28 protein-coding genes and 1 pseudogene are annotated in these 26,410 nt (G+C 67.9%); 13 read left to right on the forward strand and 16 right to left on the reverse strand.

What is annotated here, in order from left to right:
* Positions 1–17: 17 nt before the first annotated feature.
* Genes UA74_RS16665 through UA74_RS16675 form a run of 3 tightly spaced genes read right to left on the reverse strand, consistent with a single transcriptional unit; the run spans position 18 to position 2,324 of the window.
* Positions 18–752: an ABC transporter permease gene (locus UA74_RS16665; protein WP_075741102.1), complete on the reverse strand. Its 735-nt coding sequence runs from the start codon at positions 750–752 to the stop codon at positions 18–20.
* Position 753: 1 nt separating this feature from the next.
* On the reverse strand, positions 754–1,464 hold the full coding sequence (locus tag UA74_RS16670) for a fluoroquinolone export ABC transporter permease subunit (RefSeq protein ID WP_075764848.1): 711 nt from the start codon (positions 1,462–1,464) through the stop codon (positions 754–756).
* A complete protein-coding gene (locus UA74_RS16675) occupies positions 1,461–2,324 on the reverse strand; it encodes an ABC transporter ATP-binding protein (RefSeq protein WP_075741104.1) in 864 nt (287 codons plus the stop codon). Before UA74_RS16675 ends, UA74_RS16670 begins: the two co-directional genes overlap by 4 nt.
* Positions 2,325–2,403: 79 nt before the next feature.
* Here UA74_RS16675 and UA74_RS16680 point away from each other — a divergent pair, with 79 nt between their 5' ends.
* The gene (locus UA74_RS16680) at positions 2,404–2,871 is read left to right on the forward strand and encodes a GbsR/MarR family transcriptional regulator (RefSeq protein WP_075741105.1); all 468 of its coding nucleotides are present in this window, start codon (positions 2,404–2,406) and stop codon (positions 2,869–2,871) included.
* A gap of 302 nt (positions 2,872–3,173) precedes the next feature.
* Here the strand turns inward: UA74_RS16680 and UA74_RS16685 are convergent, their stop codons facing one another.
* On the reverse strand, positions 3,174–5,483 hold the full coding sequence (locus tag UA74_RS16685; RefSeq protein WP_075741106.1) for an excinuclease ABC subunit UvrA: 2,310 nt from the start codon (positions 5,481–5,483) through the stop codon (positions 3,174–3,176).
* A 79-nt stretch (positions 5,484–5,562) separates the two neighbouring features.
* Between UA74_RS16685 and UA74_RS16690 the strand changes: the two genes are divergently transcribed.
* Entirely contained in the window at positions 5,563–6,552 is a 990-nt protein-coding gene (locus UA74_RS16690; protein WP_075741107.1) for a helix-turn-helix transcriptional regulator, read from the forward strand.
* Positions 6,553–6,946: 394 nt separating this feature from the next.
* Here UA74_RS16690 and UA74_RS16695 read toward each other — a convergent pair whose 3' ends face one another.
* The 6 genes from UA74_RS16695 to UA74_RS16720 all read right to left on the reverse strand — a co-directional run bounded on the left by UA74_RS16695 (position 6,947) and on the right by UA74_RS16720 (position 12,928).
* Positions 6,947–8,428 (reverse strand): MFS transporter, encoded by a 1,482-nt coding sequence (locus tag UA74_RS16695; protein WP_318533254.1) that lies wholly within the window; start codon positions 8,426–8,428, stop codon positions 6,947–6,949.
* Positions 8,429–8,903: 475 nt separating this feature from the next.
* Entirely contained in the window at positions 8,904–9,188 is a 285-nt protein-coding gene (locus tag UA74_RS16700) for an HPr family phosphocarrier protein (RefSeq protein ID WP_075743903.1), read from the reverse strand.
* A 137-nt stretch (positions 9,189–9,325) separates the two neighbouring features.
* Entirely contained in the window at positions 9,326–10,780 is a 1,455-nt protein-coding gene (locus UA74_RS16705; RefSeq protein WP_075764850.1) for a PTS fructose transporter subunit IIC, read from the reverse strand.
* Positions 10,777–11,229, reverse strand: coding sequence for a PTS sugar transporter subunit IIA (locus tag UA74_RS16710; RefSeq protein ID WP_075741110.1), 453 nt, complete (start codon positions 11,227–11,229; stop codon positions 10,777–10,779). The genes UA74_RS16705 and UA74_RS16710 overlap by 4 nt, the downstream gene beginning before the upstream one ends.
* The gene (gene pfkB, locus UA74_RS16715) at positions 11,226–12,170 is read right to left on the reverse strand and encodes a 1-phosphofructokinase (RefSeq protein WP_075741111.1); all 945 of its coding nucleotides are present in this window, start codon (positions 12,168–12,170) and stop codon (positions 11,226–11,228) included. Before pfkB ends, UA74_RS16710 begins: the two co-directional genes overlap by 4 nt.
* Positions 12,167–12,928, reverse strand: a complete 762-nt coding sequence (locus tag UA74_RS16720) for a DeoR/GlpR family DNA-binding transcription regulator (RefSeq protein ID WP_075741112.1) — start codon at positions 12,926–12,928, stop codon at positions 12,167–12,169. Before UA74_RS16720 ends, pfkB begins: the two co-directional genes overlap by 4 nt.
* A 541-nt stretch (positions 12,929–13,469) precedes the next feature.
* Between UA74_RS16720 and UA74_RS16725 the strand changes: the two genes are divergently transcribed.
* From UA74_RS16725 to UA74_RS16735, 3 genes are read left to right on the forward strand one after another with little or no spacing between them, the layout of a single operon-like run.
* Complete coding sequence (locus UA74_RS16725) at positions 13,470–14,546, forward strand: FecCD family ABC transporter permease (RefSeq protein ID WP_232237290.1); 1,077 nt, start codon at positions 13,470–13,472, stop codon at positions 14,544–14,546.
* Positions 14,543–15,379 (forward strand): heme ABC transporter ATP-binding protein, encoded by an 837-nt coding sequence (locus tag UA74_RS16730; protein WP_083683273.1) that lies wholly within the window; start codon positions 14,543–14,545, stop codon positions 15,377–15,379. Before UA74_RS16725 ends, UA74_RS16730 begins: the two co-directional genes overlap by 4 nt.
* Complete coding sequence (locus UA74_RS16735; RefSeq protein WP_075741113.1) at positions 15,376–16,371, forward strand: ABC transporter substrate-binding protein; 996 nt, start codon at positions 15,376–15,378, stop codon at positions 16,369–16,371. Before UA74_RS16730 ends, UA74_RS16735 begins: the two co-directional genes overlap by 4 nt.
* Positions 16,372–16,822: 451 nt before the next feature.
* Here the strand turns inward: UA74_RS16735 and UA74_RS16740 are convergent, their stop codons facing one another.
* Positions 16,823–17,179: a hypothetical protein gene (locus UA74_RS16740; RefSeq protein WP_157434256.1), complete on the reverse strand. Its 357-nt coding sequence runs from the start codon at positions 17,177–17,179 to the stop codon at positions 16,823–16,825.
* A gap of 256 nt (positions 17,180–17,435) precedes the next feature.
* Between UA74_RS16740 and UA74_RS16745 the strand changes: the two genes are divergently transcribed.
* Together UA74_RS16745 and UA74_RS34290 are read left to right on the forward strand one after the other, a co-directional pair.
* Positions 17,436–17,876 carry a MarR family winged helix-turn-helix transcriptional regulator gene (locus UA74_RS16745; RefSeq protein ID WP_232237291.1) on the forward strand — a complete coding sequence of 147 codons (441 nt, stop codon included), beginning with the start codon at positions 17,436–17,438 and terminating at the stop codon, positions 17,874–17,876.
* 191 nt (positions 17,877–18,067) lie between these two features.
* Positions 18,068–18,172, forward strand: a pseudogene (locus tag UA74_RS34290) (MerR family transcriptional regulator); the annotation flags it as partial.
* Here UA74_RS34290 and UA74_RS33665 read toward each other — a convergent pair.
* Positions 18,172–18,723 carry a hypothetical protein gene (locus UA74_RS33665; protein ID WP_232237292.1) on the reverse strand — a complete coding sequence of 184 codons (552 nt, stop codon included), beginning with the start codon at positions 18,721–18,723 and terminating at the stop codon, positions 18,172–18,174. The pseudogene UA74_RS34290 and the gene UA74_RS33665 sit on opposite strands and share 1 nt — an antisense overlap.
* On the opposite strand from UA74_RS33665, the gene UA74_RS33670 reads away from it, so the two are divergent.
* Both UA74_RS33670 and UA74_RS16760 read left to right on the forward strand, forming a co-directional pair.
* Entirely contained in the window at positions 18,716–18,940 is a 225-nt protein-coding gene (locus UA74_RS33670; RefSeq protein ID WP_232237293.1) for a hypothetical protein, read from the forward strand. The genes UA74_RS33665 and UA74_RS33670 overlap by 8 nt on opposite strands.
* A gap of 111 nt (positions 18,941–19,051) precedes the next feature.
* Positions 19,052–19,390: a hypothetical protein gene (locus UA74_RS16760; RefSeq protein WP_318533255.1), complete on the forward strand. Its 339-nt coding sequence runs from the start codon at positions 19,052–19,054 to the stop codon at positions 19,388–19,390.
* 238 nt (positions 19,391–19,628) lie between these two features.
* Here the strand turns inward: UA74_RS16760 and UA74_RS16765 are convergent, their stop codons facing one another.
* The 3 genes from UA74_RS16765 to UA74_RS16775 form a co-directional block, all read right to left on the reverse strand.
* Positions 19,629–20,054 carry a DUF5980 family protein gene (locus tag UA74_RS16765; RefSeq protein WP_075741115.1) on the reverse strand — a complete coding sequence of 142 codons (426 nt, stop codon included), beginning with the start codon at positions 20,052–20,054 and terminating at the stop codon, positions 19,629–19,631.
* A gap of 256 nt (positions 20,055–20,310) precedes the next feature.
* Complete coding sequence (locus tag UA74_RS16770) at positions 20,311–21,099, reverse strand: SDR family NAD(P)-dependent oxidoreductase (protein WP_075764852.1); 789 nt, start codon at positions 21,097–21,099, stop codon at positions 20,311–20,313.
* The gene (locus tag UA74_RS16775; RefSeq protein WP_198042745.1) at positions 21,096–22,442 is read right to left on the reverse strand and encodes a flavin-containing monooxygenase; all 1,347 of its coding nucleotides are present in this window, start codon (positions 22,440–22,442) and stop codon (positions 21,096–21,098) included. Before UA74_RS16775 ends, UA74_RS16770 begins: the two co-directional genes overlap by 4 nt.
* 110 nt (positions 22,443–22,552) lie before the next feature.
* On the opposite strand from UA74_RS16775, the gene UA74_RS16780 reads away from it, so the two are divergent.
* Entirely contained in the window at positions 22,553–23,617 is a 1,065-nt protein-coding gene (locus UA74_RS16780; protein WP_075741117.1) for an AraC family transcriptional regulator, read from the forward strand.
* Between the two features lie 444 nt (positions 23,618–24,061).
* Here UA74_RS16780 and UA74_RS16785 read toward each other — a convergent pair whose 3' ends face one another.
* Positions 24,062–24,412 (reverse strand): hypothetical protein, encoded by a 351-nt coding sequence (locus UA74_RS16785; protein ID WP_075741118.1) that lies wholly within the window; start codon positions 24,410–24,412, stop codon positions 24,062–24,064.
* Between the two features lie 524 nt (positions 24,413–24,936).
* Between UA74_RS16785 and UA74_RS16790 the strand changes: the two genes are divergently transcribed.
* From UA74_RS16790 to UA74_RS16800, 3 genes are read left to right on the forward strand one after another with little or no spacing between them, the layout of a single operon-like run.
* Positions 24,937–25,389: a YbaB/EbfC family nucleoid-associated protein gene (locus tag UA74_RS16790; protein ID WP_075741119.1), complete on the forward strand. Its 453-nt coding sequence runs from the start codon at positions 24,937–24,939 to the stop codon at positions 25,387–25,389.
* 2 nt (positions 25,390–25,391) lie between these two features.
* Entirely contained in the window at positions 25,392–25,712 is a 321-nt protein-coding gene (locus UA74_RS16795) for a type VII secretion target (RefSeq protein ID WP_075741120.1), read from the forward strand.
* Positions 25,709–26,410 carry a WXG100-like domain-containing protein gene (locus UA74_RS16800; RefSeq protein WP_075741121.1) on the forward strand — a complete coding sequence of 234 codons (702 nt, stop codon included), beginning with the start codon at positions 25,709–25,711 and terminating at the stop codon, positions 26,408–26,410. Before UA74_RS16795 ends, UA74_RS16800 begins: the two co-directional genes overlap by 4 nt.

The raw sequence follows: 26,410 nt of genomic DNA on the forward strand, positions 1-26,410 counted from the left end.
ACTCGTCAGGGCCCGGCTCACCAGGCTGTGCGGGTGAACCGTCGATACAAGGGCCAGAGCACCACGGCGTGGTAGAGGACGCCGCCTGCGAGATAAGGCCACCAGGACGCACCGTCCCCTGCGGCGAGGAACGCCTGAGCAGGCCAGTAGGTGGGCACCACCCCGAACAGAATGCTCCAGGAGGAGTCGAGGAAGGGCGGCAGCAGCGGGAGCCCGGCGACCACGATGCCCAGTGCCCGCATGGCGGCGAGTCCTTCGACCTTGTTCCTGGCCGTCGACAGGATCGCGAGGGCGATCACCAGTGCCGACAGACCGGTGAGCACACCGATCGGGATGAGGGTCGGCAGCAGCGAGAACGAGAAGATGCCGCTGGCCGACACCGTGCCGAGCACGTAGACCAGGGTGATCCCGACGGCGGTCACCGATCGGTAGGCGATGTAGTCACCCATGGAGACGGGTGCGACCCGTATCGCGGTGAGCGTGCCCGCGTCCCGCTCGTCGAGCACCAGCAGCGCCGTGACGCCGCCGACCACGATCGGGCTCGTGAGCAGCAGGAAGCCGACGAGGATCAGCGGGTAGTACGGCGTCAGGTCGAACTGGTTGTTCTCCGCCAGCATCCGGGTCACCGGCGGAGTGCCGAAACGGACGGTGGCGATCCACACCAACGGTGCGAACACCATTCCGATCAGCAGTGCGTCGCGCCGCGAACTGCGGAAGTCGTTTCGGCCGAAGGCCGCGAATGCCCGTGTCATGTCACGCGCCTCCTGTCTTGGCGACGAGGTACCTGTCGAACAGGCGTCGAGCCAACAGCCACATGCCGGTGGCGAAGATCAGTGGGTAAGCCACGCCGTAGCCGATCTGCCAGCCGGTCAGTGCCGTCTGATCGAAGGCTGCCCCGAGGAAGAGCAGCGGGCCGTACGTCGGCACCAGGTGAAGCCACGGCGTCTCCCAGAGACCGGAGTAGCCGAGGACCGGCAGGTTGAAGACCGCGATCGGGACGACTGCGGGCATGAACCAGTCGCTGACCGACTGGAACGGCAGGACGGTGATGAAGCCGAGCAGCAGCATCAGCACGGTGCCCAGAGCCGCACCGAGGGTCAGCAGGGGCAGGTGATATCCCACGCCATGGGTCACCGTCGCGAGGAACACGGCTAACAGGACGGAGAGTCCGGTCAGCAGGATCACCTTGGACGCGAGGTACTCGTGAAACCGCAGCGGCGTGGTCACCACGGCATCCAGCGTCCGCTCCCCCTTCTCGAAGAAGACGGCCCCGGCGACGAAGAAGAATCCGACGATCAGCAGGTCGCCGAAGATCACGTACGGCTCCGCCGCCGACCGCAGGTCTGCGGGCATCGGCAGTAGGAGTGCCAGCCAGAGCACGCCGGAGAACACGGCGGCGTGCAGGAACCTGTAACGGCGCTGGAGGGTGATCTCCAGGCGCAGTGCCGTCCCCAGGCGGCTCACTTCAGGCTCCGACCGGTGGTCTCGACGAAGACGTCGTCGAGAGTGGCTTCGCCGCTGTGGATGGTCTCGATCCGCTCGGTACGGAGCAGGCTGTGGAACTCGTGATCATCGGCCAGCGAGTCGAGGGGGAAGTCCCGACCGATCAGGATCTGCGCCTCGTCGCGATACTCCACCCTCACCTGGCGCACGCTGCGCTGGACCTTGAGTTCCTTGGGCGAGTCGAGAGCCACGATCTTGCCGTCCACGACGAAGGCGACCCGGTCGCAGAGCTGGTCAGCGGTCGTCATGTCGTGCGTGGTCAGAAAGATCGTCTTTCCGCGAGCCTTCTCGCCGAGGACGATGTCCCGGACCCTGCGCGCGTTGACCGGGTCGAGTCCCGACGTCGGTTCGTCAAGGAACAGCAGGTCGGCATCGTGCAGGAGGGCCCGCACGAGCACGAGGCGCATCTGCATGCCCTTGGAGAACGTCGAGACCCTGGCGTCCGCCTCTGCCGCCAGACCCACCGCGTCGAGCAGTTCCATCGGATCACGAGTGGCTCTGCCGTAGAGCGAGGCGAAGAAGGTCAGGTTCTCCCGCGCGGTGAGCTTCTGGTAGTGGTTGGGCAGTTCGAAGGAGACGCCGACGCGCTGGTAGTAGTCCTGTCCCCAGGCAGCGGGTTCTCGGCCCCACACCGAGACCGAGCCGCCGTGTCCGGTCAACAGGCCGATCAGGATCTTCTGGGTCGTCGACTTTCCCGCGCCGCTGGGCCCGAGGAACCCGAAGATCTCACCGCCGTCGACGGCGAAGTCCATGCCCCGCACCGCTGGTTCGGCGGCGCCGGGGTAGCTGAAGGTGAGTCCGTCCACCTCGATCACAGTCATACGGAGACACTACCCAATCTTCGCACTTTTTCGAAGATTCCGAACAGATAGGATGTGCCGGACGCAGAAGGGAAGAGTGATGACCGATCTGATGGACGCCGCCGAGCGGCTCGCGTTGACGCTCACCGAGGGGGGCATGCAGCGGATGACGGCACGGGTCATGAGCGCGTTGCTGTTCGCCGAGCAGGAGACGGTCACCGCAGGCGAGCTGGCCGAGCGACTCAAGATCAGTCCGGGCACGGTGTCCACCGCCGTCAAGAACCTCGCCACCGTCGGACTCATCGAGCGGGTTCCGGCCCCCGGCAGCCGTCGAGAGCACTTCCGGTTCCGCGGCGATGCATGGACGACTCTGATGTCCAGCAAGAACACGACGCTCAAGGTCATGCAGGACGCAGCGCAGGAAGGCATCGACACGGCCGGTGAAGACAGTGTGGCAGGCCGTCGACTCGTCGAGATGCGCGACTTCTACGGCTACCTCATGGCTGAGCTTCCGCCGGTCATCGACCGCTGGACCGCCGCCAAGATCGAGCGCGCCCGGCTGGAGTGACGCAGGCCACCCGGAGTCGACGAGGGCTGGGGGCTGACCAGACGTCTGCTGCCGAGAAGCCCTGGCTCGAGGTCACCCCACCGTGGCGAAACGGAGCCGCGTGGCAGGCGTCCTGCTACTGGCAGCGAGATCAGCAGGAAGGTGATCGCCGACCGCGGCAGGAACGTGAAGCCCGTCCGCTGCCGGAGACGACTCGTCCTGCCGAGCTTCGACGTGGTACGGCGGGGGAAGAGGAGTGCACCACCGCCTCGTCCCACGACGACGACGTGTCCAAGGCACGCGGTCCGCAGTGATCGCGCCGGTCAGCTGCGCCCGCCGGGGCATTCGCCGCTGACTCGTTGCAGGTGTTCCCCGGTCAGCGACGGTCGGTGTGTGAGCAGTCCTGCGGGTGTTCCTTGGTAGACGATGGTGCCGCCTTGGTCGCCTGCACCTGGGCCGATGTCGATGACGTGGTCTGCGTGGGCGATGACACGCTGGTTGTGTTCGATCACGACGACGGTCGCCCCGCCATCGATGAGGCGGTCGAGCAGGGCCAGCAGCCTGTCGGTGTCGGAGCCGTGGAGGCCTGCGGTGGGTTCGTCGAGCACGATGCGAAGCCGAGCAGGATCGGTCGTGTCGGCGAGGTGCCTGGCGAGGAGAAGGCGTTGGCGTTCGCCTCCGGAGAGGGTGTCGGCCCCCTGCCCGATCGCGAGGTAGCCGAGGCCGACCTCCTCGAGCCAGCGCAGCCGCGGGACGACGTCGACCTCGGCCGCGAGTAGTTCGGCGGCCTGGGCGGCCTTCATGGTGAGGACATCGGCGATCGTGTGTCCGTCCAGCGTTGCGGCGAGGGCGGTCGGGTTGAAGCGGGTGCCGTTGCATGCCTCGCAGGTGCTGCGGACATCGTCGAGGAAGGCCAGGTCGGTGACGACGACGCCTTTTCCCTTGCACGCCGGGCAGGCCCCACGCGCGTTCGCGCTGAACCACGAGGGTGACGTCCCGTTCGCGGCGGCGAACGCCTGTCGGAGCGGTTCGGCGACGCCGAGCACCGTCGCCGGAGTAGATCTGATGCCGCCGCGCAGCGGTTCTTGGCCTATGACGGTGAACTCGGGATGCTGACGCGGCAACTCGGCAGCGGCCAGGGTGCTCTTCCCTGAACCGGCGACCCCGGACACGGCGGTGAGAACCCCCAGCGGCACGTCCACGGTGACATCCCGCAGGTTGTGTCCCGTGGCATTCGCCACGGTGACCGTCTGCGAGGCTTCACGAGGGCGGCGATTGATGCGGACCCGGCCGCGCAGTATCCGACCCGTTGCGGTGTCCGTCGCGCCGAGCATGCTGGGTGCACCCTCGAACTGCACACAGCCTCCGGCGGTTCCAGCGCCGGGTCCCAGGTCGATGACGTGATCGGCGGCAGCGATCACGTCCGGGTGATGCTCGACGACGAGGACGGTGTTGTGTGCGTCCCGCAACTGCACGAGCAGCGTCAGGAGCCGGTGCACGTCGTGCGGGTGCAGGCCGACGCTGGGCTCGTCGAAGACGAAGCAGACGTCGCTGAGCGCGCTCCCGAGATGGCGGACGATCTTTATCCGTTGTGCCTCGCCGCCAGAGAGCGTCGTCGACAAGCGACCGAGGCTGAGATATCCGAGGCCTACCGCATCCAACGCCTCCAGGCGTTCGCGGATCGCGACGAGGACAGGCTCGACACGCACGTCGCGGAGGGCCGCGACCACCTGGCGAAGCTCACTGACAGGCAGGTCCGACCAGTCCGCGATGGAGCGATCTTCGATCAGACTTGCTCGGGCGGCGGCGTTCAGGCGTGCTCCACCGCACTCGGGGCAGGTTGCGCGCATGACCACCCGCGCAAGCCCTTCTTGTTCGTCGTCGGTGAGACGAGACGGGGTCTTGCGGAGGTAGGCGTTGCGCAGCCTGGGAATCACTCCGTCGAACAGGCCCGACTTGGGGTACTCGGGACCAGGATCGGTCAGCGGCAGATTCTCGGCGTACAGCAGGAGGTGCAGATCGTCTGCGGAGATTTCCGAGAGTGCCTGGTCGGGGTCGACGAGCGCGGAATGAACCATACGCTTCCACCGGTAGGTTCCAGGCGCGAAGGTCGGAAAGCGGATCGCTCCCTCATTCAGACTCCGCGACCTGTCGAGTAGTGCGTCGAGGTCGATATCGTCGACCGTGCCGAGGCCTTCGCAGCGCGGACACATCCCGCTCGGGTCGTTGAACGAGTACGCGGGCGAGTACCCCGCGTTCGGGATGCCGATCCGGGAGAACAGCATGCGCAGCAGCGGAGCAACGTCACTCGCCGTGCCGACCGTGGAACGGGCGTTGCCAGTGAACCGGCGTTGATCCACCACCGTGGTGTGCATCAGCCCGTCAAGTCGATCGGCATCGGCATGTCCACGCTGCGGTAGGCGATTTCGCACGAACAACGGGTACGAGTCGGCGACCAGACGCTGCGCCTCGGCGGCGATCGTGCCGAACGCCAGCGACGACTTCCCCGACCCCGAGACCCCGGTGAACACAGTGATTCGATGCTTCGGCACGCGCACCGAGACTTCACGCAGGTTGTTCGTTCGCGCGCCCTCGACGGTGATCCACTCAGCTCTGTCCTCAACCTTGCCCATGCCTTCGGCCACCTGCTCACGCTACGATCAGATGCGGTCATATAATGACCACAACTCGCGGCACACGAGAGGTAGTGCGATGGGCTCGCCCCGAGAGCGGATGCTCCGACTGCTCTCGCTGTTGCAGAGCGGCCGACGCTGGACTGCCACCGACCTTGCGGCTGCACTCGAGTGCACGCCCCGCACCCTGCGCCGCGACATCGAGTACCTGCGGGAGCTGGGCTATCCCGTGACGAGCACGCGCGGTCCCGGTGGCAATTACCGGCTCGTCGCCGGCCGGGCACTGCCACCCCTCATGCTCGAAGACGACGAAGCGATCGCAACGGTCCTGGGGTTGAAGCTGGCAGTGGCCGGGGACGTCGGGATCGGCTTCGCCGCCGAAGCCGCACAGCGAGCCGAGGAGAAGCTCCGCCGCATCCTGCCGCCCAAGTTGCGGCGCACCACCGACGAACTGCTGGTCGCCGTGGAGTTCGCTGCCGCCGCGCATCCACTGCCAGCATCCACGCTGCTGACGACGATCGCGGAAGCGATCTCCGGACACCGCAGGCTCACCTTCACATACGAGAGTAGAAAAGGCAGCGCCGAGCGTCAGGTCGAACCGACTCGACTCCTCCGGATGCAGCAACGATGGTATCTGTTCGCCTGGGATCGGGGGCGTGCCGACTGGCGCACGTTTCGGCTGGACCGGATGACCGACAGCCCGGTCCCCGGCACCGGATTCATCCCGAGGCCGGTGCCCTCCGACGACCTCCTCGGATACACCCACGAGCACTTCCGTAGAACTCCGATGCACACCATCACGCTTACTCTCCAGACGAGTGCTCAGGACGCATCCGTGCGCCTGCATCGCATCGACGGTGTGCTCGAACCTCTCGCAAACGGCCGCTGCCGTTACACCGCCCATGTCGACTCTTACGAATGGCTCGCCCTCGTCCTGATCCTCACCGACATCGAGTTCACCATCGTAGGACCCGAGGAGTTCCGAGAATACATCGCAACACACGCGCAACGATGGACCCGCTCCGCTCGCCGAGATTCACGCCGTGACTCACCGCCCGCAGAAGATTGAGGACCACCCGGCCGCGCAGCGGAACGGCCCATTGGGTCGCCTCGGTCCACGCGCCAGCTTCCACCGGGAAGTCACCCCACCGCCGGGTCCTAGTCGATGAACTTGTCTACCGGTCGTCTCACCGGCTTCGGTGAACGAGTTGAACTCGGGAAACCCGTAGGCCAACTGCGGAGACATTCTTCGCCACCCTAGCCGTCCCGTGCCCGCGCGAAGCTCTGTTACCCGGCGGTTCGACCCGGAATCGGAGGCAGCCGTCCTCGATGACCGCGACCGCACCGTCGTGCGACGGCTTGATTCCGCAGCTGATCAGAGCACCTCGTCCCTCGTTTGATGACGACATATCTCGAGCCGTGGTGCGGAGCGGCATCGTCCGCGCGGCCGCGTATTCTCGCGCTCACTCGGCCGCCTCGTCCGGAGCGCTTACCAGGGCGCGATTGTTCAGCACGGGAGAGAAGACCAGCGCCACCAGGATGAGAAAGACCCCACCGGCGGCATACGAGACCTGGACGGTGAACACGCTGGCGAGAACGCCGCCGAGTAGCGCACCGACCGGCCCGCCGGTCATTACCACCAGTCTGCTCGACGAGAGCACCTTCCCCAAGAGTTCAGGAGGCACGATCTGCTGGCGCAATGTGCTCACGACGACTTTCTCTGCAGTCATCAACGCACCGGTCACCATCATCATCGCGGCCGCAACCCACGCATTGTCGACGAGTCCCAGAACCAGAACGGCCGCGCCGACTCCGGTTTTTCCGGTGAGCAGCACCGTGCCGGAGCCGAACCGCTTCCTGGCGGCCGCGGCCGCCAGTCCCCCGACCGTTGCGCCCACCGCAGTGGCCATCAGTAACAGACCGAACCCGAAATCCGGAAGTTCGAGGACCTCCTTGGCCAGCAGCGCGAGCATCGCGAACTGAGCGGTGGCGACGACGTTGCCAAGGCAGGACACCGTGGCCAGTGCCCGCAGGATCCGGTTCCCGAACAGCCACCGAATGCCCTCGACGATTTCGCTCCGCACGCTCTTGCGCGGAGCGTCGGACGTCGCCTTCGGCGTGCCATCCGTCCTGATCGAGAGGATCACGAGGCCGCTGGCGGCGAACGAGAGAGCGTTGCCCGCGAACGGCAGGAAGTTCCACACACCGAACAGGGCGGCGCCGAGCGGGGGGCCCACGAAGTCCTCACCGTTGCTCTCCGCCGCGGCAATCCGCCCGTTCGCCGTTGCCAGGTTCCGCGGGTCCCGCGACACGAAATCGGGAATGGCCGACTGGGCGGCGACGTCGAAGAAGACCTGGCCGATGCCCAGCAGGAACGCCGCGAGCACCAGCCACACCAGGTTCACCTGCGCAGTCAGGATGAGCACCGCGAGAGCGACCAGGACGGCGAACCGGCCCAGATCCGCCCACACCATCACCCGCCTGCGGTCCAGCCGGTCCACCACGACACCGGCGTGCAGCGAGACCAGCACCCAGGGAATCTCGGCGGCCACGACGACGAGGCTCAACGCCATCGGGCTGCTGCTGATCTGCAGGGCCAGCAGGGGCAACACGGCGGCGTGCATGCCGGTGCCGATGGCCGACACGAGCGTGGCACCGAAGAGCCGGTGGAAGCGACTGCCCAGTCTCACCTTGGCGTCGTCGGACTCCTTCCTGGGCACGTCGATAATTCCTCCGGCCAGACTTTCACAACAGAAGACTCCAGCGCTGATTACCGCTCTGAACCGTACCGTGTGAACACGCCCGAGACGATCCTTCCGATGCTCAGAACTAGTTCCACGTTCGTCATCTCCTCGTGCCCGCAGTCGATCGAGTAGGTCTCCACTCCGCCCTGGGCGAGACCAGCCCGCCACGGTCGCGGCCGCTCCGCAGCGCCCTGCGATCACGCCGTCTCGATGCTGACTAATTCTTCACTGAAGTTCCGTGACTCGTCGGCGTCGAGAAGCCGAACGCGGCGATCGGCCATCGGCGACAGTCTGGCCACGTTGTCCTCGAACAGATCGTCGGCTCGTAAATCCTGACCCCGGCCGAACGTACTTCCGGAAAAAGAGACGTCAGGGTGTACCATTCCGCCAGCGGCCCGGGCAGCCCAGACGCCTCTGTTGGCAGTTGGTCCGCGCAGCCTTCCGCAGAACCACGCCACCTGCGCAGTAGGTCAGCTACGTCGATATCGGCAGGGCTGATCATTACCTCATCATCACACTAACCCTGGCCCAGCCATCGACGCCGGAGTCCTAGCGCTGTTCTCAGGACCTGAATCCAACCACACGGTCTCGCACAAGATCTACCAGAAGTCCACTAACCGAGCGGGTTTCCTCGCCAGAAATCTACCCGCAGCGACCACCGAGTACACCCGTCCGCTCACCCGGCCACCGCTTCCCCGTCGAGATCGCGACCCACCAGAGACACCAGCGCATCGACCGCTGTCTGCTCGATCGCCGCGATCTCGACCTCGTCTCCCTGGTGCGCGCCCAGGGTCATCAGCCCGATGATGCTTGCGGCATCGACCGGCTCCCCCGCCACGCCGTCGACCACCTTCGCGATGGAGGTCGGGACTCCTTGTGCGGCAGCAGTCTTGGCCAGTAGTGCGGCAGGTCTGGCGTGCAGACCGGCGGCAGCTGCCACCCGGACACGTTGACGGTGCATCGTCTTCTCCATTCTCGGTTCGCCACTGCGAAAGCTGCGGGCCTGGTCACGCCAGGAGTCGCGGCTCGTGTCACGGCGAGGCGGCGGCTCTCGTCACGACGGGAGCCACCGCCTCGCCGCAACACGAGCCGCAGACCTCACCCCGCCACAGCCGAAGTCCCGACACCCGCACCCGAAGGCGCCCGCCCAATCTGCTTCGCCAGGATCACCGCCCCGGCCGACACCACCATCCCGATGACGATCGCCAGCAGATAGAGCAGCGGCCCGCCGACCAGCGGGAGTACGAACAGGCCGCCGTGCGGAGCCCGCAGCGTCGAACCGAAGGCCATCGACAGGGCTCCGGTGGTGGCGGAGCCGAGCATGATCGAGGGCAGCACCCGCAGTGGGTCCGCCGCCGCGAAGGGGATCACGCCCTCGGTGATGAAGGACGCTCCGAGCAGCCAGGCGGGTCGGGCGCTCTCCTGTTCGGACGGGCTGAACAGCTTGGCTCGCACGGTGACGGCCAGCGCCAGCGCCAGCGGCGGCACCATGCCTGCCGCCATCACCGCCGCCATCAACTCCAGGGCGGTCTCGCTGCCGGTGCTGAGTCCGCCGACGGCGAAGGTGTAGGCGGCCTTGTTCACCGGCCCGCCCGCGTCGAAGGCGATCATCGTTCCGACGACCAGGCCGAGTAAGGCCGCGTTCACCCCGGCCAGGCTGTTGAGCCAGTCGGTCAGGCCGACGGTGACCGAGGCGATCGGCCCGCCGAGCACCACGAACATCAGGGTGCCGACCACCGCCGAGCCCAGCAGCGGCAGTACCAGCACCGGCATCACGCCCGCGAGGGCGTGGGGCACCTTGATTCGGCGGAGCGCACCGACGACGGCGCCCGCGAGAAAGCCTGCGACCAGGCCGCCGAGGAAACCCGCCCCGACCACCACCGCGATCGCTCCGCCGACGAATCCGGGGGCGATCGCCGGTCGGTCGGCCATGGCGAAGGCGATGAAGCCTGCGAGGACGGGGACCAGGAAGTCGAAGGAGATGCTGCCGATCTGGTTCGCCAGCGCGGCCCAGCCTGCCAGGCTGCCTGCGTCGAACCGCTCGGTGACCGGGGGCGCCTCGGTGATGTCGTAGCCGCCGAGCGCGAAGCTCAGCGCGATCAGCAGGCCGCCTGCGGCTACGAACGGGATCACGTAGCTGACGCCGGTCATCAGCCACTGCCGTAGCCGGGTTCCGAAACCCGTCCCGGCGGGCTCGGCGGGGGGTCGTGGCACGGGGTCCGGTTCCGCAGGCTCGGTGCTGGTCTGCTGCTCGGCCGCGGTCTTCGCCCGGTCGATCAAGCCTGCCGAACCGCTGACGGCCTGTTTCACCGTCGCCTCGACGAAGGGCTTGCCTGCGAAGCGCTCCCGGTCTTGGACGCCGACGTCGACGGCGAAGATCACCGCGTCGGCGGCCCGGATGTCCGCTATGGACAGCGGGGTGGATCCTGCGGAGCCCTGGGTCTCGACCTGGATCTGGTGTCCGGCGGCCTGGGCGGCCTGTTCCAGTGCCTCGGCGGCCATGTAGGTGTGCGCGATGCCCGTCGGGCACGCGGTGACGGCGACGAATCTCATGGCGTGACCTCCCCGCGCACGTAGGACGCGACCGCCTCGGGATCGACGGCGGTCAAGAGGGTCTGGGTGAACTCCGCACGCATCAGCCTGCGGGCCAGTGCGGCGAGCACTTTCAGGTGGTCGGCGTCGGCACCGTCGGGCGCGGCGATCAGGAAGACGAGCCGTGCGGGGCCGTCCTCGGCACCGAAGTCGACCCCGGCGGTGCTGCGGCCGAACGCCAGCGTCGGGGCGGTCACCGCCGTCGAACGGCAGTGCGGGATGCCGATGCCGCCCTCCAGGCCGGTGGGCATCTGCTGTTCGCGCGCCTCGACGTCGGCCAGGAACCTGTCGATGTCGGTGACCCTGCCTGCGGCGACGAGCCTGCTCGCCAGCGAGCGCACCACGGCGCGTCGTTCGGTGTCGACCAGTTCCAGGTCGACCAGATCCGAGGTGATCAGTGCGTCTGTCATAAGGCCGCTCCGTCGAGGCTCAGAGATGCATCTGCTTCCGACACGCGCACGTCGCCCGTGCGCAGATCCTTCGGGGCGGGCATCCGGGTGCCCGCCTGTTCGACCGCCGCCGTGCCGTAGGCGACGGCGGTGCGCAGCGCCGAGGGTCCTGCCGCACCTGCGAGCAGGAAGCCGGCCAGGGTTGCATCACCGGCGCCGACTGTGCTGCGCACCACGGAGGCGGTGCTGCTGGCGTGCCAGCTTCCGGTGTCCTCCACCAGTACCGCGCCGTGTTCGCCGAGGCTGACCAGCACCGTGCCCACTCCCGATGCGCGCAGTCGCCGGGCGGTGTCGAGGACGTCGCCGAGGTGGTGGAGCGGACGTCCGGCGAGTTCGGCGCACTCGGCCAGGTTGGGGGTGACCAGGTCCGGATCGGCCGCGCAGGCCGCTGCCAGCGGAGGTCCGGAGGCGTCGACCGCCACTCGGGCGCCCGAGCGACGCGCGGCGTGCACGAGTCGGGCGTGCAGATCGGCGGGGCAGCCCGGCGGCAGGCTGCCGCAGGCAACGAGCCAGTCCGCGCGCGCCCCGAGTTCGGCGGCCTTCGTCTCCAGGGCGGCGATCTCGGCCTCGGTCAGCTCCGGGCCGGGTTCGTTGAACTTGCTGGTGGTGCCGTCGGCATCCACCACGGCGAGGTTGCTGCGGGTGGCAGAGCGGATCGGCACCTCGACCACCGGAACCGCCTCGGGGGCGAGCAGTTCGGCCAGCCGGACGCCCTCCGCGCCGCCGGAGGGCAGCAGCGCCAGAGTGGACCGGCCGGCTGCGGCGAGGGCGCGGGCGACATTGACCCCCTTGCCACCCGGATCCAGTCGCACCCGCCGGGCCCGGTGCACCGCCCCGCGCACCAACTCGTCTACCAGGATCGTCCTGTCCAGGCTCGGATTGGGCGTCACAGTGACGATCACGCGAGGATCACCTCGCTCTCGGCCTCGTTCAGTGCCGCGACCGCCACCTCGTCGAGCCTGGTGTCGGTGACCACGACGTCGATGTCGGAGATCTCGGCGAACCGGCTGAACTGGTCGTCGCCGTATTTGCTGCTGTCGGCCAGCAGGATCCGCCTGCGGCAGGCCCGGATCATCGCCGCCTTCACCGCGGCTTCCACCGGGTCGGGGGTGGTGCAGCCGCGCTGCGGCGAGAAACCGTTGGCACCGAAGAAACCGACGTCGATGGTGAGACCGGCCAGGACGTCCAGCGCCCACGATTCCACCGCTGCGAGTGTGGTGCCCCGGATCCGCCCGCCGAGCATGAACAGCGTGCAGTGCGATCGGGGGGCGAGCTGATTGGCCACCGGCAGCGCGTTGGTCACCACGGTCAGCTCTCGGTCCGAGGGCAGTAGACCGGCCAGCCTGGTCGTGGTGGTTCCGGCGTCGAACAACAGCGTGCCGCGCTGCGGAAGCAGGGCGACGGCGGTGCGGGCAATGCGTTCCTTCTCCGCAGCATTGGTGGCATCGCGCTGAGAGACACCCGGCTCGAAGTCCAATCGCTCGACGGGAATCGCGCCGCCGTAGACGCGCCGAACCAGCCCTTGTCGTTCCAGCGCACCGAGGTCGCGGCGGATCGTCTCCGGTGCCACGGCCAGTTCGTCGGACGCGGCCATCACGTCGATACGCCCGTCCCGCCGGGCCCGCTGCATCAACAACTGCTGACGTTCCGCTCCGTACATGCCCGGTTAGCTCCGCTTCCTGTTTGTTGTTGCCTGATTCTGCCTTTTGTTGTCGCATTGTCAAGGGATTCGGCAACGTGGGGGTCCTGGTGGCCGATCCGGACTCCGGCAAGCGAACGGCATGTTCGCGGGCGTGGTCGTGACATGGCGGCAGCGTCCACCGCGGACGGCAGGCAAGGCCGCCTGATCAGCACGTCGACGGTGCTGTCGGATCCGCCTCGCATCTCGTCGTCATCGCGACGATCACCATGCCCAGCACGGGTTCCGGCAGTCGGTCCGGCGGTGGTGACGACGAACAAAGCTGCGACGCTCCGCCCGTCGATGAGTCCGTGTTCCGCGACGGCCGAAGGGCTGCGACCAGGCAGCCGGCCTGCACAGCGAGCCCGAATGATCACCGCGCGCACACGACATCCGGGGCAGGCAGGACCGAAATGCGGCGCAGCTCACGAACAGTTGACTGTCCCTGTCGCGGCAGGCTTCACTGTCGAATCAATTGACAACGATTTTCACTTCAATCAGTGCGGGAGTCTCGTCCCGCTAGGTGAGCCCGCTGGTGAACGCCTCGATCCCCGATTCTCTCGTGCCGCCGCGCAGGCGCGCGTCACGCGCCGTCCTCGTCCTCGGCTCGCTCGCGATGCTGTTGATCCTCGTCGTGATCGTGGCCGTGTCAGTCGGGCCGGTCCGGATCCCCTTCCTCGACACCATCGTCATCCTGCTCGACCAGGTCAGTCCCGAGTCGTCCGGAGGAAGCCGACATGAGCTCGTCGTCGAGACGATCCGGTTGCCGCGAGTCCTGGTCGCGCTGCTCGTCGGGATGGCGCTGGCGGTGGCGGGCACGATCATGCAGGCCCTGTTTCGCAATCCACTCGCCGATCCGGGGGTGACGGGAGTCTCCAGTGGCGCCGCTGCCGGATCGGTGCTGGTCCTGGCGGGCGGGGCCACGGCCGCAGGTCGCTGGGTCCTGCCCGCCGCTGCCTTCACGGGTGCCCTGGCCGCGCTGATCTTGGTACATATGGTCGCCGCGGTGCGCCGGGATCGGTCTGCGGCGACGCTGCTGCTGATCGGGATCGCGCTCAATGCGCTGCTCGGAGCAGTGATCAGCGCGGTGATCGCGAACGTACCCGACGACCGGGACGTACGCGGCATCGTGTTCTGGCTCAACGGTGACCTGGTGGCTCGCACCTGGGAGCACGTCGGGATGGCGGTGCTGCCGGTGGCCCTCGGGGTGGCGGCATCCCTCGTCTTCACCCGTGACCTCAACATGCTCCTGCTCGGCGAGGGAGCGGCCCAGGCCGCCGGTGTGGACGTCGTCCGAACCCGGCGTGTCCTGCTGACACTCGCGGCGGTGATCACCGGAGCCTCCGTGGCCGTGGCGGGCGCCATCGGCTTCGTCGGCCTGGTCGTGCCGCATCTCGTCCGCCTGGCGATCGGCCCGGATCACCGGCTGCTGCTGCCCGCCTCGGCACTGCTCGGCGGCTCCTTCCTGGTACTGGCCGACCTCGGCGCGCGGATGCTGTTCAGCCCGGTGATCCTCCAGACCGGCACGGTGACCGCACTGATCGGCGCCCCGGTGTTCCTGCTGCTGGTGCTGCGACGCAAGCGGAAGGCCACGCCGTGACCGACCTGGATCGAATCCGGACCGACGGGCCGCCCCGACTCGTCGCCGAGGGCGTCGGCGTAGTGATCGACGGGCGACCCGTGCTCACCGACGTCGAGCTGGCAGTCCGCCCCGGTGAGGTGCTGGCCCTGGTGGGCCCCAATGGTGCGGGCAAGAGCACCCTGTTGTCCGCGCTGGCGGGGCTACGACGACCTGACAGCGGCACGGTGCGGTTAGGCGAGAAACCGCTGCGGACGCTACGGCCCCGCACCGTGGCCAGAAGCCTCGCCCACGTGCCGCAGGACACCAGACTCGACTTTGATTTCACCGCCAGGCAGGTGGTCCTGATGGGACGACATCCGCATCTGGGCCGGTTCGCCCCGTTGCGGGCCGAAGACGAAGGCATCGCCGACCAGGCACTGCGCACGGCAGGAGCCGAGCGGTGGGCGGACCAGGAGGTCACCACCCTCTCCGGCGGCGAACGACAGCTCGTCCACATCGCCAAGGCACTGACTCAACAACCCGAGGTGCTGTTGCTCGACGAGCCGGTCGCCGCGCTGGATCTGCGCCATCAGCTCCACGTTCTCCAGCTGTTACGAAACCTCTCCACCGAGGGGACCGCGCTGGTCGTCGTCCTGCACGACCTGGACCAGGCAGCTCGCTTCTGCGACCGAGTGGCCCTGCTCCACGAGGGCCGCGTGCTCGCCGACGGCACACCGGAGCACGTGCTGACCGAGCAGAACATCGCACTCGCGTACCAGGTGCGCAGCGTCATCCGACGAGATCCCGACACCCGCTGCCTGCGGGTGATCCCACTGGACATCATCGACACGAGATCAGGAGACGACGCATGAGCGTCCCCAGACGAGTATCTTCCCTGGCAGGAGCGGTGCTGGTGGCGGTACTGCTGGCCGCAGGCTGCGGCACGACCCCGGCCGAGGCGCCGGAAACAGATCCCACCGCCGTTCAGTCGGGCTATCCGAAAGTGATCGACCAAGGGGGCGCCGAACCCGTGACCATCGAGGCCGAACCCCAGCGCATCGCCGCGTTGTCCCCGGACGTGGCCGAAGCTGCCTTGGAGCTGATCGGCCCGGAGCGACTCGTCGCCGTACCCAGGAACCTCAGCTCGCCGAGCCTCGGCAATCACGTCGAGGACGCCGCATCCGTGCCCGAACAGCTGGCACCAGGCAACGACCCCGATCCGGACCAGGTGCTCTCATACGAACCCGACCTCATCCTGCTCACCCCTCGCCATGAGGGCGAGCAGGACGCAGCGTCCGTGCTCGGGGGCACCGGCATCCCGGTGTTGGCGATGGAGCACTGGGACGACCTCGACGACATCGCCGCCAATCTGATGCTGCTCGGAGAAGCACTCGATGCCGAGGAACAGGCCGAGAGCCTCGTCGAGGAGATGAACCTCAGACGCGACGCCGTCGCCGATGCGGTCGCCGACCTGGATCGACCCTCGGTGCTGGCGCTGAGCAATCAGGCAGGCACCCCGTTCGTCATCGGCCCCGACGCCTTCACCTCCGCCCTCATCGAGCTCGGCGGCGGCGAATCGGCCGCCGAGGCCGCCGGAGTACGCGCCACCGGACCCGCCGACCCGGAGCTGATCGTCTCCGCGGAACCCGACGCCATCCTGCTCGTCGACGTCAAGGGCAGCGGCCGTGACTCCTTCGACGCCGTACTCGAGAACCCTGCCGTCGCCGACCTTCCCGCGATGACGGAGGACCGCGTGTTGATCCTGCCCGCCGCATCGGCGTTGGCCACCGGCATCACTCACACCCTCGACGGGCTGGAGGAGTTGGCAGGCTGGCTGCATCCCGATGCTCTCGACCACGACTAAGGGAACTGGCGAACCATGAAGAAGTCACAGCTGGCAGGCGCCGCCCTGCTCACCGGCCTCGCGATCGGGCTCGCCGGACCGGCCTGACCGCAGTAGACGGGCTGGACCGGCTCTGGTCGCTGCCTCCGGCGATCGAGGAAACCGGGACGCGCACCGCCTCCTCCCCTGCCGGTCACCAAACCACGGATCGTCCCGTCCGGCATGGGAGTCGGGTTCCGGATCGCGTCGTCGTAGGCAGTGGATCACCCGGTATCGTGACAGCCAGCGCTCACCGGCTCCCCTCCTGATCACGATCGCCTGCGGTCTCAGGATCGACGTCATAGGCGGCGAGGTGGGCGGGAAGACCGATGGACCGGCCCGCGTGTCTGCGAGTCATCGAGTGCCCATCAGAACCGGCCGCGATGTCGAGAGCGACGCCTCAGCTGGATCCTCGACCGAGTGGGAACGGTCCCTACTGCCATAGAACGGCGACCAACACGTTCACAATCGCCAGTCCGCCTGCGGTATGGAACAGCGGCTTGACCTTGCCTTCGCGGCGCTGTGCGCGGTTGGCGAGAACGGCGGCGATGAGTACCGCCAGCGCGATGAGGAGCTTCGCAGCGATCTTGACGTGATTGACCCCGCCATCTGATACCTGAAGCACGCCGACCAGGGCGAGACCGCTGGCCATCTGGACGGCAGCTCCGCCGAGCATGACGCCGGTGGCGAAGTTCGCCTGCGCACGCATCTGCACGAAGAACGTGCCTACGATCGCGGCCATGCCGAGTAGGTGAGTGGCCAGGAGGCACAAGTGGATGATGTCCAACACGGTCACAGGGTTCCGATCCGTTCGCAGCGTCAGAATGGGAGCAGTCAGGGGATCCGACGGGCCCGTCGGCCCGCGAGGCGTGGGCGGTGGGCCGGATGTCGACGACGGCAGCGCACCGGGCGACACAGGGGCAACAGACTCTCATCGCCCACACCCAACCTTCAGCCAGCCTGAAGGCTAGCAGAGCCACCTTACGGGACGACCATGGACTGACCCAGCGGGTGCGACCGGGGCTCCCCGTGGGGAAAATGGCGGGGTGGCAGACGAAGATGAGTGCATGGACGCGCCGACGATCAGTCCGTCGATTGTGCTGCTCAGTTTGGCCCGCCGCATCGAGATCGAGCTGGCCGAGGCTCTTGCGGACCTCGGATTGACGGTGAGCCGCTTCGGGCTGCTCGGGCATATCACCGGCGTGCCGGGAGTCTCCTTCAGCGATTTGGCCCGCATGTCTGGGATCACCGTCCAGAGCGTCCATGCGGCAGTGAAATCACTCGCGGCCGCCGGCCTCGTACGCGACAACACCGCTCGGGCGGGTGCCGCCTCCGCGATCGAGCTCACCGAAGAAGGGCGCCGCATCATGGATGCGGCGATGAGGAGCGTCAGTAAGGTCGATGAGCGACTCTTCGGCACCGACGCCGACCCGAGCCAGCAGCAGATCGGCGCGACCGTGCACGCGACCTTCGGAGCCGGCCGCTAGTCCGTGTTCCAGGTTCGGATTCCTGTGCGCGCCCTGAACGATGCTGATCAAGATGTGGGGCGAGGCGATCTCTCTGATGCGCAGTGGTCGGTGCTGGAGCCGTTGCTGCCTGCGGTGGGTGTAAGTCGCGAGTGGCCTGGCTGTCGGCGGCTGGTAGACGGGGTGCGGTGGCGAGTTCGGACCGGAGTTCCGTGGCGGGATCTGCCTTTGCCGGCACCACGCCACGGGCGATTCGCCATTACCACGAGATCGGCCTGCTCCCCGAGCCTGAGCGGGGCGGTAATGATCGCCGCCGCTACGGGTACGAGGACATGATCCGCCTGCTGTGGATTCGCAAGATGGCCGACGCCGGGATCGCCTGGACGACATCCGTGATGCCTTCACCACCGGCATGGCTTCCGCCGGTGCGGACGGCAGAGACGGTATCGCGGGCATCCTGGAGCGGTTGGAGGAAACCCTCGCCGAGCAGGAGGCGGAACTGCGGCGGCAACGAACCGCCGTGCAGCGGATGCGCACCGAAGGCAGCCGGATGGGCCTGCTCACCGACTTCGTCACCGAACGCCTCAAGAGCCTGCCCGAAAGCTCCCTGCGTCAGGCGGACCTGGACACTCTGCTGGTCACGGAGCGGATCTTCGGCCCGCTCGGCGCGGCCGTCCAGGCCACCCGCTTCATCGTCCTGGCCACGCACCCCACTCTGCGGGAGGATTCCGACCGCATCGACGACGTCGAGGAGGCACTCGATGACAGCGTCGCCGTCGATGATCCACGGGTGGCTCACGTGGCCGTCGAGCGGCACGCCTTCGAAAAGCGCCCTGCATGCCGTCATCGAGGAGTCCGGCTTGGACAAGGACGACGATGCCCTCTTCGACGCCTGGGACGCTCTGCACCCTGCTACCGCCGATGACGGCGAGGACGAGGCCGACCTCGGCGCTGGCAGGCGGGAGGCGAACTCCATGAGCGCGTTCGAAGCCATCGGCAAGATGCCCTACGACTTCTCCCCAGCCCGCCTGCGCTGTATGGAACTGGCCGTAGAGCTATCCGCCCAAGACTCACCCGCTACCTGAAACACGGCCTAGTCACGTCCCGAAGTGCCGCGACCTGACGGGATCGGTGCGGCCGGGATTGGTGGAGTCGGTGACATCGAGCACCGCGATCATCCGATGGTGCCCTGATGGATGAGTCTTCAGCACCGCCGCTGTGTGGAGGTCGCCCGCACAGGCTCGACGCAAAGGGGCACCGCGTGGAGTGTGCAGGATGCGGACCACACACTCCTCGGTATTCGCTTCGTCGGTACCGACCACGTCTTCCGGCTGAACGGGACCCGGGTGGAGGCCTTCTCCGGCGTAGCCGACGACCTGTACGGCCTCCTCACTCGCGGACAAGTGAACCAGTATCGTCGCGAGATCTACCAGCGCCGCTCCACCTGGCCCGGCAAGTCCGCAGACCGCTCGTGGGGTGGGCCGGTGTCGGTTCACCCGGATGGAACCGTGCTCGCCATGCGCTTACTCCGCTGACATGACGATTCGGCATGAGGCCGCCTGCCCGAGACGCAGGCGAGCGTGTCCGTGATCACTTCCCTTTCCAGGTTTGAGTTGGTCAGCGAAGGCCTGGGCATGGTGGCGGTGTCGTATCGGTGGTGCCGTCAGCGGCTGACGGGCCGCACTTCAGCAGCGGAGTGGACTTCCTCCACGGCCTCATCCCGGAAGGAAGTCCACTCCTGGAGCGCGCCTCGGTCGGATCGGCGGCCCGGTGTCAGGGGCAGCGCTCCTGGTAGTTGAGCCGCACTGGTGCGGTCTGAGTCACGGTGCCGTCGTCGGCCCACACCTCGGCGTGGTAGACGCCGACGGGAGCGGGCGCAAGCGAGAGCTCGGCGAAGTACCTGATCCCCGGGCCAGGGTGCGATCCGGGCGCGATGGTTCCCTCCGGGCTGGTCGAGCCGGCAGGCATGTTCCGCACCCCGATGATGATCGGGGTGGACCACTCTCCGAATATGGGCGCCCAGACGTAAGTGTCCCGCCACCCTCGCTCGGCCACGACGCACAACCGCTGCTCGAAGTCGTCCAGATACCACGTTCCCGACTCCGTCGTCCCTCCCGAGCTCGCGGCGGCGGGTGCACCCGCCAGCAGCATCCCGACCAGGCCGACCGCCACACCCATGACATCGAGCCTTGTTCTCATTTCGCATCTCCTGGGCTCGAACGGCGTCGTCGGGAACGACGCTACGAACCGGCGACACCGGTGTCAGCCTCCCGTGCACCCGATTCGCCTTCTCGGAGCAGTAACTGCTTGTCAAGCATCGATGCTCCGACAACTGTCACGGCCCCGCGCCGTGCGGCCGACGACTCGAGACGGGCCATCAGGTCATCGACGATGGAGCCCGCAGCCGGTGTTCCTTCTCCTCGGCACCGACGCCCCACCGCGCCCCGACCGATCATCAGAGGCCGTGCCTGCGCCGGTATCTCCGCAGTCCCGGCTGTGCCAGGCGTTCGAGCAGGGGGCGGAGGCGCGGCAGCAGACCCGGCGTCAGGCCGACGGTCTTGAGCAGCCATCCGTCGTATCGGGGCAGGTAGGTCTCGAGCCGGGGGCGGTCGAGATTGGCCACGACGGCCGCGGCGACGGTGTCCGCGCTCATCGGGTCGCCGAGGAAGTTGAGTGCGGACCCGCCGTCGGTGACCTCGTGCCGCAGCATCGCGGTGTCCACCGAGGCGGGATGCACCATGCCGACGCGCACCCCGGTCTCGCGTTCGAGCATCGCCAGAGCGAGCATGAAGGCTCGTAGTCCCGCCTTCGAGGCGCTGTAGCCCGCGCTCTCCGCCAGCGGTAGCAGCGCGCCCATCGACACGACGGACACGATGTGGCCTCGGGCGGCCCGCAATGCGGGGTACAGCGCGCGGCTGAGCTGCATGGGTGCCTGGAGGTTGACCGACTGTTCGCGACGGCTCTCCGCGACGGTGACCTCCTCGAACGGCCTGGTCACCACGATGCCCGCGTTGTTGACGAGCAGATCGCACCGCGCGCCCCGTGCCGCGATCTCGGCCACGACGGCCGGATGGAAGTCGGGGGCCGTGAGGTCGATCGCGAGCCGGGTCACCGGCTCCGGGAGTCGGTCCAGCCCCTCGGTGTCCAGGTCCACGGCGATGACATGGAAGCCGCGTAGGTTCAGTCTCCTGCAGACGGCGGTGCCGATGGCGCCTGCCGCTCCGGTGACGACCGCCGTCTTCATCCTCGCACCCCCTGCGGCGCCGCAGGCCGGTCGAACATGCCCGAGGTCAGGTCAGTCCAGCCGACGCGGTCGCGCACCTCGGCCAGATGTCGACGGTAGGCGTGCGCGTCCACATAGGAGCGATGTCGTGGCGAGTTCACGAACCGGATGCCGCCGCTGAGGTCCGGGCGGTCGGCGGCGATCATCCGGTCGAACCGCTCGGCGCGGTCGGGCGCGTGGGCCTGGTCGTGCAGATACTGGGCGATGATGTTGCTGATGTGGTCGAAGACGGTGTACGCGCTGGAGTTGATCTCGATGTAGCCGAGCCCGAACAGGTTGTGGTGTCGCCGGTTGAACGCCGTCAGGTAGAGGTCCGGCCTGCCGTCCCGCCAGTCGAAGTACTTCTCCGCGTAGGGGATGTTCCAGTCGTAGCCGGTGGCGTACAGCACGAGGTCGATCTCCTCGGTGCTGCCGTCGGCGAACCGGACCCGAGAGCCTGCCAGCCGGGCGACGTCGGGACGGATCGCGACGTCGCCGTGTTGCAGGTGGTGGATGAGCTGACTGTTGAGCAGCGGATGCGTCTCGAACAACTGGTGATCCGGTTTCGGCAGCCCGTACCTGGTGAGATCGCCCTGGATCAGACGCAGCAGCGCCCGGAACAGCCGCTGCTCGATTCGCGGCGGCAGCCTCGGACCGCGTTCGCTGAACTCGTCGCTCGGAATGCCGAAGACATGCTTCGGGATCACGTGGTAGCCCCGCCGGACGCTGACGAAAGCGGCGGCGGCATGGGCCGCGGCATCGCAGGCGATGTCGGCGCCGGAATTGCCAAGACCGACCACCAGGACGCGCCTGCCCCGGAACTCCAGCGGGTCACGATAGGTCGAGGAATGCCGGATCTCCCCGGCGAACTCGCCGGCAGGCGCAGGCATGCGCGGCGCCCATGTGGTTCCCGTCGCGCACACTACCGCGCGATAGTCCTGGCGGGAGCCGTCGTCGAGGGTCACCCGCCAGGCGTCGTCGACGCGCTCGACCGCGTCGACGACCGTGCGGAACCGGATCGACTCGAGTAGACCGTGGGTGGTCGCGAAATCCCGCGTGTACCGGAGGATCAGCCGGTTGCTCGGGTAGTCGGGGAACGAGTCGGGCATCGGGAAGTCGAAGAAGCCGGAGGTCTTCCGTGAGGAGATGAAATGCGCGGACTCGTACATCGGTGTTCCGGGATTGTCCAGATCCCAGATGCCGCCGACGTCGGAATGCCGTTCGTACTGGTCGTAGGGAATACCGAGCCGCCGAAAGGCCCTGGCCGCCGACAAGCCGGCTGGCCCGGCACCGATGATGCACACCCGCCCGCGATCCGCCGTCATGGTTCCTCCCGCCGTGGACGTGACATCAGCCCAGTGAAACGGTCTCGACCACGATTCCGACAGGGCGGATTCGGCTAACATGGGGGGCAGACCGGACCAGGAGGTGCCGGGTGGCCGAACGAAGAGTTCCGAGCCTGACCCAGGCCGTCATCCCGCCGTCCGTGTTGTCCGGCACCGTCGAGGTCGGCAGGCGCGAGGGCCGCCCGATCGTCCCCTGGTTCGCAGGCACCGGACTGGATCCGACCGACCTCGTCACCTCGGGCTCGGTCCGGGTGTCCTACCGCCAGGCCGCCGTCGTGCTGCGCCGCGCGGTACACGCGATGCCAGGCAGGCCGCTCGGCATGCGGGTCGGCTGCCGGGACACGCTGCTGTCGTTCGGCATGCTCGGCATCGCGATGCGATCGTGCGCCACCGCGGCGGACGCCCTGACCCTCGCCCGCGAACTGCATCAGGCCGCGGGCAGCCTGATGGACCTGGACGTCGAGACCTTCGGCGACGAGATGGCGCTGCGGCTGCACGAACTACGCCCCGACCCCGAACTGGTCGCCTTCCTCTGTGAGGAGGCGCTGTGCAGCACCCTGGTCGTCATCCGTGCGATGCTCGGCGCGGCCTGGTCTCCCACCCGAGTCGAACTCGCCTATCCGGCCCCGCAGTACGTCCAGGAGTATCACCGCCTCTTCCGATGCCCGCTGCGATTCGACGCCGAGGCCAACCGCCTGGTCTTCCCCACCGAGGTGTTGGCACGCCCGCTCCCCACCCACCACGAACCGACCCGCGCGGTCGCCGTGGAGACCTGCCGCCGCCTGCTCGACCTCGACGACAGCCGCCCGGACGTCGTCGCCTCGGTCGAGAGCCTGCTCAGGCGGAATCTCCGGTCTCGCCTCACCATGACCGAGACCGCACGGCACCTGCGGATCACCGAGCGAACCCTGCGTCGCCGACTCACCGCCGCAGGCGAGCATTTCAGCACCATCCGCGACCGCGTGCGCAGACACCGTGCGATCACCCTGCTCCGCGATTCCACGCTCACGATCGAAGCCGTCGCGCACGAGATCGGTTTCAGCGACGCCCGCGAGTTCCGCCGCGCCTACCTCCGCTGGACCGGAGAAACACCCAGCACGACCCGCCGTCGGCAGGGCCAAGCCCACCAGGCTGAGGCTGCCGAGCTCGACTAACCGCGCCCCAGCGGGTCCGCGACGATGTCGAATGCGCGACCTCGGTCACGAATTCCGTTGCCGCAGCAGTCCTCGCGGAAAGACACGAAAGCAGTTCACCAGGGCCGGGATTGACCACGGCCCCTCGGGCGGGCCTACTTCTGAGGCGGCGACCTCGAGTCCCTGCGCCGTCAGATGGGAAGGTCGGCCGCCGCGACCGGCAGACCGAAGATCCCTTGCGAGGCTCCTGATCGACTGCCCTCGCGGACGAAATCCTGAAACCGTATGACGTCGACCCGGTCGCGCGGCGTGTGCAGCGCGTGGCCGGTGCTTACCCGCTCCCGCCGGACGCGATGGGGCGCCGTCCGGGCCTGCAGTGCACGTCGTCTTCGGCGACGCCGGGCGGACGGGGATCAGCCCATCCGGGAGCGAGAAGCCTGCCAGGGGAACCCGATCAGCCGTCGCTCAGTCGCGGCCCAGGGACCGGCGAATCTCGTCGAGTTTCGCCCGACCCGCCTCCTCGCGTTTCGCCCACTGCTCGTCGAGGGACTTCACATCGGGCCCCGAGCCGCCGATTCCGGCCAGTTCGATCGACCCCACGGCCGTGTTGGACCGGTTCTCGATCTTGTCCCGCACGTAGTCGAAGCTGGGAACGCCACCCTCCGAGTAGTCCGCCGGCGGCACCGCGACGGGCGGCACCGACGCGGCAGACGCAGGCGATGTGGTGGGGACCGACGCGGACGGGGAGCCGACCGCGGGTTCGCCGACGATCTCGGCGTCCACCACGTTGGGGTCGTCGCTCTGGGGCCCGCTCATCAACTGCCTCCTCCGTCGAATGTCGCTCCCCCGACCCTACTTGGCCGCGAGACCGGCAGCGCTCGATCGCTGTCGTGAGCCCGGGCGCAGCGCGCCCAGAGCCGCGACGGGCGATCGGTGCGGAGCGGGCGGCCCGGCAGGCAGCACGTGACGACGCCCGTAGCGATCTCCGATCTACCCATCGTGATCAACAGGGCGGCCGGGGCAGGCACGGTGGCCGCGTAGTACGTCGGCCCGATCGCGCGGTGTGGTGATCGGCACCGAAGCCGACGACCCGCGGAGCAGGGCCGGCCTGCGGATCGCACGTAACCGAGGTTGCGGTCACGGGCACCGGCCGGGTCTCCTCGCCCCTGCACCCGCCTCCCGACGGCGGGCACCGCTCCCGGTCTGTCGGGTTTGCCCGGTAGCAAGCCGCTCACCAGCGCAGCCGCCGGACCTATTGACTCGTTCCGCCCCCACGCAGGCATGGCGATCACTACGCTCCGCACCTGATGCGTCACTCCGCTACGTGAATCGGAGGGGACATGGACGAGAGCATCCTCGATCCCGGCGGCGCCCGTGCGCGGCTGGCCGCCTGGAAGGGCCGGATCGACAAGCTGGCCGCCGACACTCAGGCGATGAGCGACCGGTTTCAGGCGGTGCGGATCACCGCGAACGACTCGACCGGCTTGACCGAGGTCACCATCGATTCGACCGGTGCGCTGGTGGACCTCAAGTTGACCGACCGGATTCAGCGGGTGGCGCCTGCCGTCGTCGCTCAGACGATCATGGCCACGCTCGGCGAGGCACGGACCAGGCTTGCCGAGCGGTCGCAGGAGATCATCGCGGAGACGGTGGGCACCGAGTCAGCCACGGCGAGGGCCGTCTCGGACAGCGTCGGCAGGCACCTGCGCGGCGATCCCCCACCGAAACGCCCCTCGGCACCGGACGAGGACGACGGTGACTACGACACGCGGTCCTATCTCGGGGGGCGGTGAGCGTGAGCGAGGGATACGAGGTCGACGTCGAGCAGTTACGCACCCATGCGGGCAATGTGGACTCCGTCGGTGCCCGGTTCGAGGCGGTGATCTCCGCCAGTTCGCATATCGCGCAGAACGACGAGGCGTACGGGCTGCTGTGCGGATGGATCGCCGCCGTGTTGGAGGGCAGGCACACCAGACAGGACGAACTGATCGCCTATGTGGCGGAGAACCTCGCGCTCGCCGCCGAGGCCCTGCGCACCACCGCGTCCGACTACGAGGCCATGGAGGACACGGCCTCGGGGCTGATCGGCTCGGCGGGCGGTGAACTGACGCCATGACCGACGACTCGCTGATCGCCCCGGTCGAGTCCTCCCGCGAGGCGTGGACGGGATCTGGTCTCGCGGAGAGTATCGAAGGGCTGGTCGATGCGATCAAGAGCGAGGGCTGGGTCGACGACGCACTGGCGGGCACCACACTGGCCGTCGAGGCCGCGGCGACCGCGATGGACCCGATCAGCGCATTGCTGGCCAACGGGCTCGGCTGGGCGATCGAGCACTTCGAGCCGCTGCGGGAGATGCTCGACGAGCTGACGGGGATACCGGACGTGGTCGCGTCCCATGCCGCTACCTGGGACAACATGGCGTCCGAGCTGAGCGGGATGTCCACCGAACTCGGCGCTCGGCTCGACGCGGACCTCCCGGGTTGGAACGGCGACGCGGCGGACGCCTACCGGAGCATGATGTCCAACAACGTCACGGCCATCGGGGGCCTGTCCGCGATCTCGGCGGCGATGGCTGCGGCCACCGAGGGCGCGGGCGGTCTGGTGCAGTCGACCCGCGAGCTCGTCCGCGATCTGATCGCGGACCTGGTGGCCAGGGTGATCGTCTGGGCGGTCGAGGCGATCTTCGTGGTCACCATTCCGGTGATCGCGAGCCAGATCGCGGCCGCAGTAGTCAAATGGACCGGCCGCATCCTCACCTACACCCTGGGCCTGATCGACAGCCTCACCAACCTCACCAAGCTCCTCGACGGGTAG

It is taken from the genome of Actinoalloteichus fjordicus (assembly GCF_001941625.1).
In the GTDB taxonomy this organism is placed as follows: Bacteria; Actinomycetota; Actinomycetes; order Mycobacteriales; family Pseudonocardiaceae; genus Actinoalloteichus_A; species Actinoalloteichus_A fjordicus.